The sequence below is a fragment of the Kaistia adipata DSM 17808 genome, assembly GCF_000423225.1.
GTDB lineage: Bacteria > Pseudomonadota > Alphaproteobacteria > Rhizobiales > Kaistiaceae > Kaistia > Kaistia adipata.
Map to the genome: position 1 here is coordinate 227,009 of NZ_AUHO01000006.1, position 15,079 is coordinate 242,087.

Annotated in this window: 12 protein-coding genes; 7 read left to right on the forward strand and 5 right to left on the reverse strand. The window is 67.9% G+C overall.

The genetic code is table 11. The features are described 5' to 3' along the window. Nucleotides 1–21: 21 nt before the first annotated feature. Complete coding sequence (locus G539_RS0101390) at nucleotides 22–948, reverse strand: carbohydrate kinase family protein (protein WP_029073611.1); 927 nt, start codon at nucleotides 946–948, stop codon at nucleotides 22–24. 229 nt (nucleotides 949–1,177) lie between these two features. Between G539_RS0101390 and G539_RS0101395 the strand changes: the two genes are divergently transcribed. The 4 genes from G539_RS0101395 (at nucleotide 1,178) to G539_RS0101410 (ending at nucleotide 6,167) form a co-directional block, all read left to right on the forward strand. Next, nucleotides 1,178–1,915: a cytochrome c biogenesis CcdA family protein gene (locus tag G539_RS0101395; protein ID WP_029073612.1), complete on the forward strand. Its 738-nt coding sequence runs from the start codon at nucleotides 1,178–1,180 to the stop codon at nucleotides 1,913–1,915. Nucleotides 1,916–1,994: 79 nt separating this feature from the next. Next, a complete protein-coding gene (gene glmU / locus G539_RS0101400) occupies nucleotides 1,995–3,350 on the forward strand; it encodes a bifunctional UDP-N-acetylglucosamine diphosphorylase/glucosamine-1-phosphate N-acetyltransferase GlmU (RefSeq protein ID WP_029073613.1) in 1,356 nt (451 codons plus the stop codon). A gap of 122 nt (nucleotides 3,351–3,472) precedes the next feature. Then, nucleotides 3,473–5,293 (forward strand): glutamine--fructose-6-phosphate transaminase (isomerizing), encoded by a 1,821-nt coding sequence (gene glmS, locus G539_RS0101405; RefSeq protein WP_029073614.1) that lies wholly within the window; start codon nucleotides 3,473–3,475, stop codon nucleotides 5,291–5,293. Between the two features lie 136 nt (nucleotides 5,294–5,429). Then, nucleotides 5,430–6,167: a DUF502 domain-containing protein gene (locus G539_RS0101410; RefSeq protein WP_051230996.1), complete on the forward strand. Its 738-nt coding sequence runs from the start codon at nucleotides 5,430–5,432 to the stop codon at nucleotides 6,165–6,167. A 162-nt stretch (nucleotides 6,168–6,329) separates the two neighbouring features. On the opposite strand, the gene G539_RS0101415 is transcribed toward G539_RS0101410, so the two are convergent. Together G539_RS0101415 and recG are read right to left on the reverse strand one after the other, a co-directional pair. Continuing rightward, on the reverse strand, nucleotides 6,330–8,087 hold the full coding sequence (locus G539_RS0101415; protein WP_035829808.1) for a chloride channel protein: 1,758 nt from the start codon (nucleotides 8,085–8,087) through the stop codon (nucleotides 6,330–6,332). Nucleotides 8,088–8,162: 75 nt separating this feature from the next. Further along, nucleotides 8,163–10,271, reverse strand: coding sequence for an ATP-dependent DNA helicase RecG (recG, locus tag G539_RS0101420; protein WP_029073617.1), 2,109 nt, complete (start codon nucleotides 10,269–10,271; stop codon nucleotides 8,163–8,165). Between the two features lie 101 nt (nucleotides 10,272–10,372). On the opposite strand from recG, the gene G539_RS0101425 reads away from it, so the two are divergent. The 3 genes from G539_RS0101425 to G539_RS0101435 are packed head-to-tail and all read left to right on the forward strand — an operon-like array spanning nucleotide 10,373 to nucleotide 13,226. Continuing rightward, complete coding sequence (locus G539_RS0101425) at nucleotides 10,373–11,290, forward strand: class I SAM-dependent methyltransferase (protein ID WP_029073618.1); 918 nt, start codon at nucleotides 10,373–10,375, stop codon at nucleotides 11,288–11,290. Beyond that, nucleotides 11,287–12,033 carry a pseudouridine synthase gene (locus tag G539_RS0101430; RefSeq protein WP_210162773.1) on the forward strand — a complete coding sequence of 249 codons (747 nt, stop codon included), beginning with the start codon at nucleotides 11,287–11,289 and terminating at the stop codon, nucleotides 12,031–12,033. Before G539_RS0101425 ends, G539_RS0101430 begins: the two co-directional genes overlap by 4 nt. Then, a complete protein-coding gene (locus tag G539_RS0101435) occupies nucleotides 12,030–13,226 on the forward strand; it encodes a BaiN/RdsA family NAD(P)/FAD-dependent oxidoreductase (RefSeq protein ID WP_035829811.1) in 1,197 nt (398 codons plus the stop codon). Before G539_RS0101430 ends, G539_RS0101435 begins: the two co-directional genes overlap by 4 nt. 18 nt (nucleotides 13,227–13,244) lie before the next feature. Here G539_RS0101435 and gfa read toward each other — a convergent pair whose 3' ends face one another. Both gfa and argC read right to left on the reverse strand, forming a co-directional pair. Then, entirely contained in the window at nucleotides 13,245–13,820 is a 576-nt protein-coding gene (gfa, locus tag G539_RS0101440; protein WP_029073621.1) for an S-(hydroxymethyl)glutathione synthase, read from the reverse strand. Nucleotides 13,821–13,982: 162 nt separating this feature from the next. Further along, complete coding sequence (gene argC / locus G539_RS0101445) at nucleotides 13,983–14,933, reverse strand: N-acetyl-gamma-glutamyl-phosphate reductase (protein WP_029073622.1); 951 nt, start codon at nucleotides 14,931–14,933, stop codon at nucleotides 13,983–13,985. Nucleotides 14,934–15,079 lie beyond the last annotated feature (146 nt).

Here is a 15,079-nt window from a genome sequence, read left to right on the forward strand (position 1 = left end):
GCGGAAGCCATCGTCGTCGGTTCAGGCGGCGATTTCGTGGCGCCAGGGCGGATTGGCGCCGGCCCTTGAACAGGTGATCGAGGCGACGCGATTGGCGAAATCGAGTGCGTCCTTGAGGGCTGCGTGGTCGATGTTGCGCACGCCGGAGATGCTGAGGAGGCCCTTTTCGGAGAGCCGCGCCAGCAGGCCGCCGGTGAAGCTGTCGCCGGCACCGACCGTGTCGGCGATTGTGACCGGGACAATCGGGCTGAACACCGTGCCGGTCGGCGTATAGGCGGTGACGCCATTGCCGCCGCGTGTGACGACAACGAGGCCGGTCCCGGCGGCGAGCCAGCCGGCGGCGACCTTCTCCGCATCGATACCCGGATAGAGCCATTCGAGGTCCGCGCCGGAGATCTTCACGATGTCCGCGCCCTTCGCGAAGGCTTCGACGCGGGCGGTGAAGGCGTCGCGGTCGTGGATCAGCGTCGGGCGGACGTTCGGGTCGTAGCAGATCACGCGCTTGCCGCGGTTGGCGTCCATGACGGCGGCGAGGCGATCGACGATCGGCTCGGGAATGAGCGAAATGGAGCCGAAATGCAGCGCCTCGACCTCGTCGCCGATCGGCTCGTGCGCCGCTGGGTCATGCAGACGGCCGGCCGAGTTCTCGTCGAAGAAGGCGTATTGCGGCTCGTCATGCGCCAGGCTGACGAAGGCGAGCGTGGTCGGGCGCGCCGAGCGGCCGGCATATGTCAGGCTGACCTGGCTGCGCTCCAGTTCCTCCGTCAGCATCTCGCCGAAGAAGTCCGTCGAAATGCCGCCGAGAAAGCCGGTCGGGATGCCGAGGCGGCCGGTCGTGAGCGCCACATTGTAGGGCGAGCCTCCCACCTTGGGCTGGTAGGAATCATTACCGTTCACATCCTTGACCGGCAGAAAGTCGATCAGGGCCTCGCCACAACTCACGATCATTCGGCTCTTCCTTCCATGGCCGCCTGCGGGGCACAGGCGCCTATGCCCATTACCGGAAGCGCGGCGTGCCGCCAAGCGCGGCCGTGGCGGGATTGCAACGAGAGGCGCCTGCGTCGAAAGGGCCGAGCGGGCAGCGCGTGTCTCGTCCCGGACTTTGCCGTATAACGGCCCGACGTGAATGGCGCGAGGCCGTTCGTCGATCGATTTCTGCGAGAACGACCGAGAGGCCATGTCGTCAGACGTCACACTCTGGGGCGCCCTGTTCGCCGGGCTGCTGTCCTTCATTTCGCCCTGCGTGCTGCCGCTGGTGCCGCCCTATCTCTGCTATGTGACCGGGCTCAGTCTCGACGAGGTGACGACGAGCCGCTCCGACGGCCGCGTTCACGGCATGGTGCTGCGGGCCTCCCTGGCGTTCGTACTGGGCTTCACGACGGTATTCGTCCTGCTCGGCGCGACGGCGTCGGTGCTCGGCCGCATGGTGGCGCGGCAGCAGGAGATCCTGTCTGTCGCCGCGGGCCTGATCATCATCGTCATGGGCCTGCACTTCCTCGGCGTGTTCCGGCTGGGCTTCCTGCAACGCGAGGCGCGTGTCCAGGTCGCCAACCAGCCTGCCGGCCTTGCCGGCGCCTATGTGCTTGGCCTCGCCTTCGCCTTCGGCTGGACGCCGTGCATCGGGCCGGTGCTGGCGGCGATCCTCGCCGTGGCCGGATCGACGGAGACGGTGGGAAGTGGGGCGGGCCTGCTCGCCATCTATTCGCTCGGTCTCGGCATTCCGTTCATGATCGCGGCCGGTTTCGCCGAGCACTTCATTGGCGGTCTCCGGCGCTTCCGCCGCTACATGCCGATGGTCGAGAAGGTGATGGGCGTCTTCCTGATCATCGCCGGCATCCTGTTCCTGACCGGGCAGATGACGGCCATGTCGTTCTGGCTTCTCGAAACCTTCCCGGCGCTGTCCAAAATCGGCTGATCGTCGCTTGACCGGCGCGGGCGCGATCGCGCAAAGCTTGCGCCCATCGTGCCACAGCCGCCGCTCCTTCGGAGGAACCATGCCGGATCGCTCTTCGCTCGCCATCATCCTCGCCGCCGGCGAGGGCACGCGGATGCGATCGACGCTGCCCAAGGTGATGCACGCCGTCGCCGGCCTGCCGATGATCGGCCATGTGCTCAAGACCGCGACCGGCGCCGGAATCGGGCACTTCGCCGTGGTCGTCGGCAAGGGCTCCGAGGCGGTCGGCGCCTTTGCAGCCAAGCTGGCGCCGTCGGCGGCCGTTTTCGAGCAGGTCGAGCGCCTCGGCACCGCCCACGCCGTGCTGGCGGCGCGTGAGGCGATGTCCCGGCCGGTCGAGGATGTCCTCGTGCTCTATGGCGATACGCCTTTGGTCCGGCCGGAGACGCTGGCGCGGATGCGTGCCGAACTCGCCAAGGGAGCGGCCGTCGTCGTGCTCGGCTTCCGGACCGACGCGCCGACCGGCTATGGCCGATTGATCGAGCGCGACGGCCAACTGGTCGCCATCCGCGAGGAGCGCGACGCCACCGAGGATGAGCGCGGCATCGGTTTCTGCAATGCCGGGCTGATGGGGTTCCGGGGCGAGACGGTGCTGTCGCTGCTGGACGCCATCGACAACCGCAATGCCAAGCACGAATACTATCTGACCGACGCGGTCGAAGTCGCGAACCAGCGCGGCCTGAAGGTCGTGGCCATCGAGGCGGATGTCGCCGAGGTTGGCGGCGTCAACACCCGCGCCGAGCTCGCCGGCGTCGAGCGCATCTGGCAGGACCGCGCCCGGCAGGCGGCGCTGCTCGCCGGCATCACGATGATCGCGCCTGAGACCGTTTTCCTCTCGCATGACACGGTTCTCGGCCGTGACGTGACGATCGAGCCCAATGTCTTCTTCGGCCCCGGGGTGACGGTGGATGAAGGCGTGACGATCCACGCCTATTCGCACCTGACGGGCGCGCATCTGGAGCCGGGCGCGGAGATCGGTCCGTTCGCCCGGTTGCGCCCCGGCACGCGGCTCGGCCCGAAGAGCAAGGTCGGCAATTTCGTTGAGGTGAAGAACGCCGAAGTCGGCGCCGGCGCCAAGATCAGCCACCTGACCTATGTCGGCGACGCCAAGGTCGGCGCCGAGGCGAATCTCGGCGCGGGCACGGTCACCGGCAATTATGACGGCTACGACAAGGCGCTGACGGTGATCGGCGAGGGCGCATTCATCGGTTCGAACAGCGTGCTGGTCGCGCCGGTGACGATCGGCGACGGCGGCTACGTTGCCTCGGGCAGCGTGATCACCGAGGACGTCGCGCCGGACGCGCTGGCGATCGCGCGCGGCCGCCAGGTCGAGAAGCCGGGCTGGGCGGCCCGCTTCCGCGAGATGAAGGCCAAGACCAAGCGAGTGCGGGTTTGACGGATTCGGTAAAGGCCCGAAACAGGATTTGATTTCGGTCACTTGGCCGAAGACGCTAAGAGGCCTCATGAATTGATGGATGTGCCGGCCCCATCGGGAATCGGCCAACGAGGAACTGCTGCATGTGCGGAATTATCGGTATTCTGGGGCGGACTCCGGTCGCTCCGCTGCTCGTCGACGCGCTGAAGCGGCTCGAATATCGCGGCTATGATTCCGCCGGCATCGCGACGCTCGAGGACGGGCATCTGGTTCGCCTGCGCGCCGAGGGCAAGCTGCGCAATCTCGACGCCAAGCTCGGCGCCGCGCCGCGCGCCGGCCTGTCCGGCATCGGCCACACGCGCTGGGCGACGCATGGCGCGCCGACCGAGCGCAACGCGCATCCGCACGCGACCGAACGGCTCGCCGTCGTCCACAATGGCATCATCGAGAATTTCCGCGAGCTGCGGTTGGAGATGGAGGCGGCCGGGCGCCGCTTCGAGTCGGACACCGACACGGAGGTGATCGCCCATCTCGTCACGGTCAACCTCGCCGCCGGCATGACGCCGAAGGACGCCGTCCGGCAGGTGCTGGCCCGGCTCACCGGCGCCTTCTCGCTCGCCTTCCTGTTCGAGGGCGAGCAGGACCTTCTGATCGGCGCGCGGCGCGGCAGCCCGCTCGCCGTCGGCTGGGGAACGGGCGAGATGTTCCTGGGATCCGATGCCATCGCGCTCGGTCCGTTCACCGACGAGGTGACCTATCTGAATGACGGCGACTGGGTGGTGCTGACCCGCGGCGGCGCGACCATCTATGACGAGGCCGGCAATGAGGTGAGCCGTCCGCTGATCCATCTGCAGGGCACGACGCATGTCGTCGACAAGGGCAATCATCGTCATTTCATGGTCAAGGAAGTGCACGAGCAGCCGGAGGTGGTCGGCCATACGCTGGCGCGCTATCTCGATCTCGTCAGCGGCAGCGCCCGGGTTCCCGAGGGCATCGATTTCGCCACCGTCGACAGGTTGTCGATTACCGCCTGCGGCACGGCCTTCTATGCCGGCTTCGTCGCGAAATACTGGTTCGAGCGCTTCGCGCGCCTGCCGGTCGACATCGATATCGCCTCGGAGTTCCGCTATCGCGAGCCGCCGCTCTCGAAGGACGGGCTGTCGATCGTGATTTCGCAGTCCGGCGAGACCGCCGACACGCTCGCCTCGCTGCGCTATGCCAAGAGCCAGGGCCAGAAGATCGGCGCCGTGGTCAATGTCCGCGAATCGACGATCGCCCGCGAGGCGGATGTCGTGCTGCCGACGCTGGCGGGACCGGAGATCGGCGTCGCCTCGACCAAGGCATTCACCGCGCAGCTCTCCGTGCTGGCGGCCACCGCCGTCGCGGCCGGCCGCGCGCGCGGCGTTCTCTCCGCCGCAGAGGAGCAGGCGCTCGTCCGCGCGCTCAGCGAGGTGCCGCGCCTGATGCACGAGGCGCTGAAGCTCGAGGACCAGATCGAGGCGCTGGCGCGCGATCTCGCCAAGGTCAAGCACTGCCTCTATCTCGGTCGTGGCACGAGCTATCCGATCGCCCTCGAGGGCGCGCTCAAGCTCAAGGAAATCTCCTATATTCACGCCGAGGGCTATGCCGCCGGCGAGCTGAAGCATGGCCCGATCGCGCTGATCGACGAGGAGATGCCGGTCGTCGTGATCGCGCCCTACGACCACATCTTCGAGAAGACCGTTTCCAACATGCAGGAGGTCGCGGCGCGCGGCGGGCGGATCATCCTGATCACCGACGCCAAGGGCCGCGACGCGGCGGCGATGGATACGATGGCGACGATCGTGCTGCCGGAGATGCCGGCGAGCGTCACGCCGCTGGTCTACACGATCCCCGTCCAGTTGCTCGCCTATCACACGGCCGTCTTCATGGGCACGGACGTCGACCAGCCGCGCAACCTCGCCAAGTCGGTGACCGTCGAGTAGCGGCGCGGGCGCTCGATCGAGCCGGCAGCCGGAGATTCGGCTGCCGGGGCTGTGCGGCGCAGTAGGATCTGGCTATCGACCGGCCAGCCGTCATAATGGCGCTTGGCATGCATTGAATCGGACGCATGGGCGGCACATGAGCTTTCAGGACCCCGAGCTTCCCCCTATCGTCGAAACGGGCGGCAGCCGGCTGATCACGCGGTTGCGGAACTATTTCCTGACCGGCCTCGTCATCGCCGCGCCGATCTCGATCACGATCTACCTGACCTGGTCGCTGATCAAATGGATCGATGGCTGGGTGAAGCCGGTCATTCCGCTCGAATACAGCCCGGACGCCTATCTGCCGTTCTCGGTGCCGGGCTTCGGCGTCTTTGTCGCCGTCGTCGCGCTGACGCTGCTCGGCTTCCTGACGGCGAACTTCGTCGGCCGCTCGCTGGTCCGCTTCGGCGAGCAACTGCTCAACCACACGCCGCTCGTGCGCAATCTCTACAGCGCGCTGAAGCAGCTGTTCGAGACGGTGCTGTCCGGCAAGGGCGGCAAGTCGTTCCAGAAGGCAGCGCTGATCGAGTTCCCGCGCAAGGGCGTCTGGTCGATCGTCTTCATCGCCACCGAGACGAAGGGCGAGATCCGGCAGAAGATCGGCAAGGATGGCGAGGAGTGGGTGACCGTCTTCCTGCCGCCGACGCCGGCGCCGACCGCCGGCTTCATGATGTTCGTGCGCCGCTCCGAGCTGATCGAACTCGACATGACCGTCGAGGAGGCGGCGAAGCTGGTGATTTCCGCCGGCCTGGTGGCGCCCGAATACAGCGACGCCGTCGAGAAGCCGGCCGTGTCGCCGGCCGCGCCGGTTCTGACACGCCGCGCCGGTTCCTGAGCCTCCAAGAGAAAAGCCCGGTCTCGCGACCGGGCTTCTTGTTCCTGTCGTCTCGCCTCGATCAGAAGCGGTGGTTCAGACCGGCGCGCACGATGCTGGCGCTGACGTCGCCGCGGCTGGTCGCCGTGTTGTCGAAGTCGAAGGTCTTCTTGCCGAAGTTTTTCAGCTCTCGCCGGCAAGGTTGCGGCGGGCCTTGTCGAGCTCCTCGGCATAGCGGCGGAAGAGGTGCGCCTCGGTGAGAAGTCCGACGACCTGGCGCGTCGACGAGCCGTCGACCACGACGAGTTCCTCGCTTTCGGCCATCTCGAAGACCTTCGCGGCCGCCTGGGCGCTCATGCTGGGATAGAGCATCTTGTCCGCATGCCGGCAGAAGGGCTGGATCGTCTCGTCCTCGGACGAGGCCGGGGCGGAATGGATCTCCGCCACCAGGACAATGCCGGCGTAGCGGCCGTCCGCGTCGGTGACGACGACGCGCTGCGTCGAGCCGAGGGGGAAGAGGCTGCGGAAGGCGTCGGCCGGCATGGTGGCGAGCACCGTTCGCACATCCGTTCGCATCATCCGTCCCACCGTCAGGCCGCGCAGCCAGCCGACATCGATGGCGCTGCGGATCGTCTCGCCGCGCAGATGCAGGCGCCAGGTCGAGAACGAATAGCCGAAGAGCTCGCGCACGGTGATCGCGGACAGGAGCGACGCCGCCAGCACGATGCCGGTGATGGCGAGGTCGCCAGTCGCCTCCAGGGCCAGGAAGGTCATGGTCAGCGGGCCGCCGACAATGCCGACGCCGAGCGCGCTCATGGCGACGATGGCCGCGGCGGCGGGGTCGATGCTGCTGGTCGGGACGATGGCCGTGACCCCCATCGCGAACAGCTTGCCGAACAGCGCGCCGAGGAACAGCGACGCGAAGAACATGCCGCCACGAAAGCCGGAGCCGAGCGACACCGCGACGCTGGCGATCTTCATTACCAGAACCGTCAACAGCAGGCCGACGGGAACCGCCTGGACGAGGTTCAGGTGCATGGCGCCATGCCCCGCCGCGAGCACCTGCGGCGTATAGAGCGCCATGGCGCCGATGAGGAGCCCGCCGACCGTGGGGCGGATGGCGCGGGGCAGGCGGCTCTTCTGGAAGGCGATGTCGGCGAGCGTGACCAGCCGCATGATGGCGATCGCGGCCAGCCCTGCCAGGATGCCGAGGATCAGATAGGGCGGATAGTCCACGGCCTGCAGGGTCAGCGAGTCCGGCACCTCGATGGTGTAGGCGGCCGCCCCGAGGCCCTGGGCGACGAGAAAGCCGGAGATCGCCGCGGTCATCACCGGCGCGATGTTGGCGACGCTGTAGACGCCGATGATCAGCTCGAAGCTGTAGAAGGCGCCCGTCAGGGGGGCGCTGAAGGCGGCGGCGATGGCGCCGGCCGCGCCGCAGCCGACGGCCGTCCGCAGGTCGGCGCGGCGCAGGTGCAGGCGCTGGCCGATCCGCGAAGCCATGGCGCCGCCGAGCTGCGTATAGCCGGCCTCGAGGCCGACCGAGGCGCCGGAACCGTTCGAGACGACGGCTTCGAACGCGACGCGCAGGCTGTCGCGCAGCGACATGCGGCCGCCATGCAGTGCGTTGGCCTCGATCGGGTCGACGATCTGCTGGGAGCGCCGGAAGAGCAGATAGACGGCCCCGAGCAGCAGCCCGCCTCCGGCGGTCGCCAGAACCCGCCAGGACGGCGTGATCGTCGTTGTGGCGCTCAGGAAGTCGTCACGGCCGATCGCGAACAGGACGACGTGCAGCCATTGCGCCAGTCGGCTCATCACCGTGACGGCCACGCCGGCGAGACAGCCGATCACCGCCGCCACGACGAGCAGGGCGGGTTCACCGGTGCGGACGAGCACGCGGCCCCGGCTCAAGGCTCGATCGAGGAGGGAGGCAAGTCTCATGTCAGGGATGCTGCTTCGACGTCAGTGGCACCTCAATAGCCTCGATGGACCATGAAATCACGACGTCATCATGTATCACCCTGCCCTGAGCAGCTTGATCGCCTCGTCGCGGCCGAACAGATAGAGCAGCAGGCGCAAGGCCTCGCCGCGCGGCGAGGTGAGGGCGGGGTCCTTCTCGACGATCAGGCGGGCATCGTCGCGAGCGACGTCCAGCAGCGCGCCGTGATGCTCGAAGCGGGCGACCTTGAAACCCGGCGTGCCGGACTGCCGCGTGCCGAGCAACTCGCCCTCGCCGCGCAGGCGAAGGTCCTCTTCGGCGATGCGGAAGCCGTCCTCGGTGTCGCGCATGATGGCGAGCCGGTCATGCGCCACCTCGCCGAGCGGGCCCTTGTAGAGCAGCAGGCAGGTCGATGCCTTGGAGCCGCGCCCGACGCGGCCGCGCAGCTGGTGCAGCTGCGCAAGGCCGAAGCGCTCGGCATGCTCGATGACCATGATCGTCGCGTCGGGCACGTCGACGCCGACCTCGATCACGGTGGTGGCGACCAGCACGCGGGTTTCACCGCGCTGGAAGCGACGCATCGCCTCGTCCTTCTCGGCAGCCTTCATGCGGCCATGCACGAGGCCGACGACCGGTCCAAGCACCCGCTCCAGATCGACGAAGCGGTCCTGCGCCGCGGCGGCGTCGACCTCTTCGGATTCCTCGACCAGCGGGCAGACCCAATAGGCCTTGGCGCCCTCGGCGATCGCGGCGCGGATGCGCGCCACGACCTGGTCGAGCCGCTCGAGCGGTACGGTTCGCGTCTCGACCGGTTGGCGGCCTGCCGGCTTGTCGGGGAGTTTCGAGACGTCCATGTCGCCGAAGGCGGTCAGCACCAGCGTGCGCGGGATCGGCGTCGCCGTCATGACGAGGATGTCGGTTGCCGCGCCCTTGGCCGAGAGCGCCAATCGCTGGTGCACGCCGAAACGGTGTTGCTCGTCGACGATGGCGAGTGCGAGATCGCGGAATTCCACGCCCGCCTGGAACACGGCATGCGTGCCGACGACGAGGTCGATCGACCCGTCGTCGAGGCCTGCGAGGATCTCGGCCCGTTCGCGGCCCTTCTCGCGGCCGGTCAGGATCGCCATGCGGATGCCGGCTGCTTCGGCGAGCGGCTGCAGCGTCTTGGCGTGCTGGCGCGCCAGCAGCTCGGTCGGCGCCATCAGCGCCGCCTGGCTGCCGGCTTCGATCACGGTCGCCGCCGCCATCAGGCCGACCATGGTCTTGCCCGAGCCGACATCGCCCTGCAGCAGGCGCAGCATCCGCTCGTTCGAGGCGAGATCCTGCTCGATCTCGGCGATCGCCGCCTGCTGGCTGCCGGTCAGCGTGAAGGGAAGGGCGGCGAGGATGGCGCGGCGCATACGCCCGTCGCCGATCCGCGCGCGGCCGGTTGCCTTGCGGAGATTGGCGCGCGTCAGCATCAGCGCCAGCTGGTTTGCAAGGAACTCGTCATAGGCGAGGCGGCTGATCGACGGCCCCTCCGGCGCGAGGTCGGCCGGCGTCGTCGGCGCGTGCACCGTCTCCAGCGCATCCTTGAAGCTCGGCCAGCGCCGGCGGGCCATCAGCGGCGGATCATTCCATTCCGGCAGGTCCGGCAGGCTGTCGAGGGCGGAGCGGATGGCGCGGCCGAGCGTCTTGCGAGCGAGGCCCGCCGTCATCGGATAGACGGGCTCGACCATCGGCAGGCTCTCGAAGGCCTCGCGGTCGACGATGTGGTCGGGATGGACCATCTGCGGCCGGCCGTTGAACCACTCGACCTTGCCGCTGATGAAGCGCGTCTCGCCGACGGGCATGGCACGTTCGAGAAAAGCCTGGTCGCCGCGGAAGAAGACCAGGCCGATCTCTCCCGTCTCGTCATGCGCCATGACGCGATAGGGAACGCGCCGGTTGCCGCGCGGCGGCGGCATGTGGCGGTCGATCCGGACTTCCAGCGTGACGATGGCGCCTTCGGGCGAAAGCGCGATGCCGGGCTGGTTGCGGCGGTCGATCAGCCCGACCGGAATATGCAGCAGGAGATCCGTGACGCGCGGCGGGTCGCCGGCCTCGCCCGTGCCGAGCAGCCGGCCCATCGCCTCGCCGATCTTCGGGCCGACGCCGGTTAGGCTCGTCACGGGACGGAACAGCGGGTTCAGGATTTCCGGTCGCATGGGGGCATGATTCTCCTCGGGCCGAGATTAGAACGGCGAGCCAACCTTTCACCATGGCGGCAGGCAGGCTAGGAACAGCACAAAATGTGCACGAGAGTTCGATGACCGAAGAATCGACCACAGGCGTCTATGGCGCGCCGCCGCAGGAACTGGCCGATGTGCCGCGCGGCGCCATCCAGTTCTCGCCGCTCGTCCCGGGCAGCGCGGCGCTGGAGCGCCGTCCCGATGCCTCGCTCGACGCCATGGTGATGCTGGCGCCTCCGGGCACGATCGAGCGCCGCTTCGAGATCGCCCAGGCCCTGCGCGCGCTGAAGCCTGGCGCGTCGTTTACCGTGATGGCGCCGAAGGACAAGGGCGGCTCGCGGCTCGCCAAGGAGCTGCGCGGTTTCGGCTGCGAGATCCACGAGACGCCGCTCCGCCACCACCGCGTCTGCGTCGCCACCCGTCCCGACGAACTCGTTGGCCTGGCCGAGGCTCTGGAGGCCGGCGCGCAGCAATTCGTGCCGGAGACCGGGCTCTGGTCGCAGCCCGGCGTGTTCTCGTGGAACCGCATCGATCCCGGCAGCGCGCTGCTCCTGAAACATCTGCCGGTGCTTTCGGGCCGGGGCGCCGATTTCGGCTGCGGCCTAGGCTATCTGGCGCGCGCCGTGCTCGCGGGGGATACGGTCACGTCGCTCCTGATGCTCGATATCGATCGCCGCGCCACCGAAGCGGCGGCGCGCAACGTCGTCGATCCGCGTGCCGACATCCGCTGGGTGGACCTGCGTAGCGCGCGCGACCTGCCTGCCGATCTCGACTTCGTCGTCATGAACCCGCCCTTCCACGATGGCGGCGCCGAGGATCGGGCTCTCGGCCAGACCTTCATCCGTCGCGCCGCGGAATCGCTCGCCAAGGGCGGTCGCTGCTGGCTGACGGCCAATCGTCATCTTCCCTACGAAGAGCCCCTGAAGGCGCTGTTCGCCCGGTCGACGCTGGTTGCCGAGGCGGATGGCTTCAAGATCTACGAGGCGCGCAAATGAGCAAATCCATTCCCTCGGCGCGGCTCGACAGGCTGCTTGCCAATCTCGGCTATGGCACCCGCCGCGAGGTGCAGGGGCTGATCCATTCCGGCCGCGTCATCCTCGACGGCGAGGCCGAGACCGATCCGGCCCAGCATGTCTATGTGAAGGCCGATCTCGCGACCCGCATGACCGTCTCCGGCGAGCCGCTCGATCCGCCGCCGGGCCTGGCGCTGATGATCCACAAGCCCCTCGGCGTCACCTGCTCGCACAAGGAGACCGGCGCGCTGATTTATTCGCTGCTGCCCGAGCGTTGGCGCCGCCGCGATCCGGTGATTTCGACGGTCGGCCGGCTCGACAAGGAAACGTCCGGTTTGCTGCTGATGACCGATGACGGAGCGCTGCTCCATCGCATCATCTCGCCCCGCCATCACGTGCCGAAGCGCTACCAGGTGACGCTCGACCGGCCCTTGAACGGCGACGAGGCGGCGATCTTCGCGGCGGGCGGCTTGATGCTCGAAGGCGAGGAAAAGCCGCTTTTGCCGGCCGAGATGGAAGTCGTCGGGCCGAAGCAGGCGACGCTGACGCTGCATGAGGGGCGCTATCACCAGGTGCGCCGGATGTTCGCGGCGGTCGGCAACCACGTCACGGCTCTGCATCGCGACCGGATCGGCCTGTTGGACCTTCCCGCCGATCTCGAGCCCGGCGCCTACCGGCTGCTGACGGCCGCCGACATCGAGCAGGTGTTCGGAGCGTCGGCGTGACGGCATCTCCTTCGAACTTCTTCGACGTCGTCGTGATCGGCGCCGGCGCAGCCGGTATGATGTGCGCGATCGAGGCGGGCAAGCGTGGGCGCAGGGTCGCGGTCATCGATCATTCGTCGTCGGCCGGCGACAAGATTCGCATTTCTGGCGGCGGTCGCTGCAACTTCACCAATGTGAACGCCGCACCGAAGAACTTCATCTCGCAGAACCCGCGCTTCTGCATCTCTGCGCTCTCGCGCTACACGCAGCGCGATTTCATCGGCCTCGTCGAGCGGCATGGCATCACCTATCACGAGAAGACCCTGGGCCAGCTCTTCTGCGACGGCTCGTCGAAGCAGATCATCGAGATGCTGGTCGCGGAGATGCAGCGCGCCGGCGTCGAGCTCCGGCTTGGCACGGCGGTGAAGCGGGTCGAGCATCGCGTCGATGGCGGGTTTCGCGTCGCGACCGCGTCTGGCGACGTCGTCTGCAAGTCGCTGGTGATCGCGAGCGGCGGCAAGTCGATCCCCAAGATGGGCGCGACCGGGTTCGGCTACGAGATCGCCAGCCAGTTCGGGCTGAAGCTCGTCGAGACCCGCCCGGGCCTCGTACCGCTGACCTTCGATGGCGCGATGCTGGAACGGCTGACGCCGCTCGCCGGCGTTGCTGTCGATGCGATCGCGAAACACGGCAAGACGAGCTTCACCGAGGCGATGCTGTTCACGCATCGCGGCCTCTCGGGTCCGGCGATCCTGCAAATCTCCTCCTATTGGCGCGAGGGCGACGAGATCACGCTCGCGATGCTGCCGGGAACCGATCTGTTCGCGGAGCTGAAGGCGGCCAAGGCCGATCGCGGCAAGCAGGCGCTCGGCACGGTGCTCGCGACGCTGCTGCCGAAGCGGTTGGCGCAGCTGATCGCCGACGAGGCGGGGGGGAAGGGCAATCTCGCCGATCTGTCCGACAAAGTGCTCCGACGCGTCGAGGCGTCGATCAACGCCTGGCGGGTGAAGCCGCTGGGCTCGGAAGGCTACCGGACGGCCGAGGTCACGCTTGGCGGCGTCGACACCAGTGACCTCGATTCGAAGACGATGGAGGCGCGCGATGTACCCGGCCTCTATTTCATCGGCGAGGTGGTCGACGTGACCGGCTGGCTCGGCGGCTATAATTTCCAGTGGGCCTGGTCGTCCGGCTGGGTGGCGGGGCAGGCGGTCTAGGGACCTGCCTGCCGACCTTCACTCCTTCAGCACGCCGGATTTCTTCGCCGCGAAGATCGCCAAGGCGTCCATCAGCGTCGGCGACAGGCAGTCATAGGGTTCGAGGCCGAGCTCGTGGAAGCGGGCGCGGATGCCGGCCATCTTGTCCGGCTTGACGCCGCCCTCGATCAGCGACGAGACGAAGGCGCCGAACTGCGGCGCCTGCCAGCCATCCTCGCGCGACAGTTCCGGATGCACGAAGGTGAGCCCCTTGAAGGCGTGGTCCTTCTCGACCGGGCCATGCATGTGCACGCCGCAGACCTTGCAGGCGTGGCGCCGGATCGTGGCGTCCGGATTGACCAGCTTCAGCTTGTCGCCGTTGGCGCTCACCGTGACGTTCTCGGTCGGCACGACGGCGACGATCGAGACGATCGCGCCCTCCGGCTTCCAGCACTGGGTGCAGCCGCAGGCGTGGTTATGGGCGACCTGTCCCTTGACGGTCACCTTCACCGGATTATCGAGGCAATGGCAGAGTAGCGTCCCGCCGGCGAAATTCTCGGCGCCCGGGCGAATGCCCTTGTCTATGACGGGATGAAGAAGGACGGTGCCTGGCATGTCGTGCTCCCTCCGTTCATGCCGCCTCATTGGGGCGGCTAAACTCAGGGTAGCGCCGACGCTGCGTCAAGGAAACGGCCGGCGAGGCCGGCCGTCGAACAAATGCGCGGGAGCGGCGACGGGATCCGGCTCTCCGGAGAGGTCCCGTCGCGGCGCGGATGTTCAGTTGAGGCCGCTGGCCTCGTCGAGTCCGAGAACCAGATTGAGGTTCTGGACCGCGGCGCCGGAGGCGCCCTTGCCGAGATTGTCGAGCAGGGCGACGAGGCGGACCTGGCCGGCGCCCTCGGTGCCGAAGGTGAAGAGCTTCATCCGGTTGGTGCCGTTCAGGCCCTCGGGATCGAGGCCGGTCATGGCGCCGCTCTCGGCGAGATCCGCGACCGTCACGAAGCGCTCGCCGGCATAGTGCGCGGCGAGCGCCGCGTTGACGGCGGCGAGGCTCGGCGCGCCCGGGATCTGGCCGAGATGCAGCGGGATTTCGACGATCATGCCCTGCGCATAGCGGCCAACGGCCGGCGCGAAGATCGGGCGCAGGTCGAGCTTGCCGTGCTTCTGGATCTCCGGCACGTGCTTGTGCTGCAGGGGCAACGCATAGATGCGGTAATTCTCATGGCTGTAGTTCGCGGCATTCGGATCCTCGAACTCGGCGATCATCGCCTTGCCGCCGCCGGAATAGCCGGAGACGGCGTTGATCGTCACCGGCCAGGAGGCGGGCAGCAGGCCGGCCGAAACCAGCGGCCGGAGCAGGGCGATCGCGCCGGTCGCGTAGCAGCCGGGGTTGGAAATCCGCGTCGCGGCGGCGATCGCCGCCCGCTGCGACTTGTCCAGCTCGGCGAAGCCATAGGTCCAGTCGGCCGCGGTCCGATGCGCCGTCGAGGCGTCGACCACCTTGACCTTCGGATTGTCGATCAGGCTGACGGCTTCCTTGGAGGCGGCGTCCGGCAGGCAGAGCACGACGGCGTCGGCGCTGTTCAGAAGCTCGGCCCGCGCGACGGTCTCCTTGCGCCGTTCGGGCGCGATCGACAGCAGGCGGATATCGCTGCGGCCCTCGAGCCGCTGGCGGATCTGCAGACCCGTCGTGCCGGCTTCGCCGTCGATGAAGACCGTGGATACCATGGCTCGCCTCCGTTCAGGCTCAGAAGATGGTGACGCGCGCGCCGCCTGCAAGCATGCCGGCCGACGTGACGTCGCGATGACACAAAGCATAGAAAAAGGGCGCTGCGGTTGCCCGAAGCGCCCCTTCGAAAACGTCGTGTGGACGC

What these genes read in the sequence shown, in the direction of transcription:
- G539_RS0101390 (WP_029073611.1), bottom strand. Translation starts at nt 948, where the DNA reads ATGATCGTGAGTTGTGGCGAGGCCCTGATCGACTTTCTGCCGGTCAAG.
- G539_RS0101395 (WP_029073612.1), top strand. Translation starts at nt 1,178, where the DNA reads ATGTCGTCAGACGTCACACTCTGGGGCGCCCTGTTCGCCGGGCTGCTG.
- glmU (WP_029073613.1), top strand. Translation starts at nt 1,995, where the DNA reads ATGCCGGATCGCTCTTCGCTCGCCATCATCCTCGCCGCCGGCGAGGGC.
- glmS (WP_029073614.1), top strand. Translation starts at nt 3,473, where the DNA reads ATGTGCGGAATTATCGGTATTCTGGGGCGGACTCCGGTCGCTCCGCTG.
- G539_RS0101410 (WP_051230996.1), top strand. Translation starts at nt 5,430, where the DNA reads ATGAGCTTTCAGGACCCCGAGCTTCCCCCTATCGTCGAAACGGGCGGC.
- G539_RS0101415 (WP_035829808.1), bottom strand. Translation starts at nt 8,087, where the DNA reads ATGAGACTTGCCTCCCTCCTCGATCGAGCCTTGAGCCGGGGCCGCGTG.
- recG (WP_029073617.1), bottom strand. Translation starts at nt 10,271, where the DNA reads ATGCGACCGGAAATCCTGAACCCGCTGTTCCGTCCCGTGACGAGCCTA.
- G539_RS0101425 (WP_029073618.1), top strand. Translation starts at nt 10,373, where the DNA reads ATGACCGAAGAATCGACCACAGGCGTCTATGGCGCGCCGCCGCAGGAA.
- G539_RS0101430 (WP_210162773.1), top strand. Translation starts at nt 11,287, where the DNA reads ATGAGCAAATCCATTCCCTCGGCGCGGCTCGACAGGCTGCTTGCCAAT.
- gfa (WP_029073621.1), bottom strand. Translation starts at nt 13,820, where the DNA reads ATGCCAGGCACCGTCCTTCTTCATCCCGTCATAGACAAGGGCATTCGC.
- argC (WP_029073622.1), bottom strand. Translation starts at nt 14,933, where the DNA reads ATGGTATCCACGGTCTTCATCGACGGCGAAGCCGGCACGACGGGTCTG.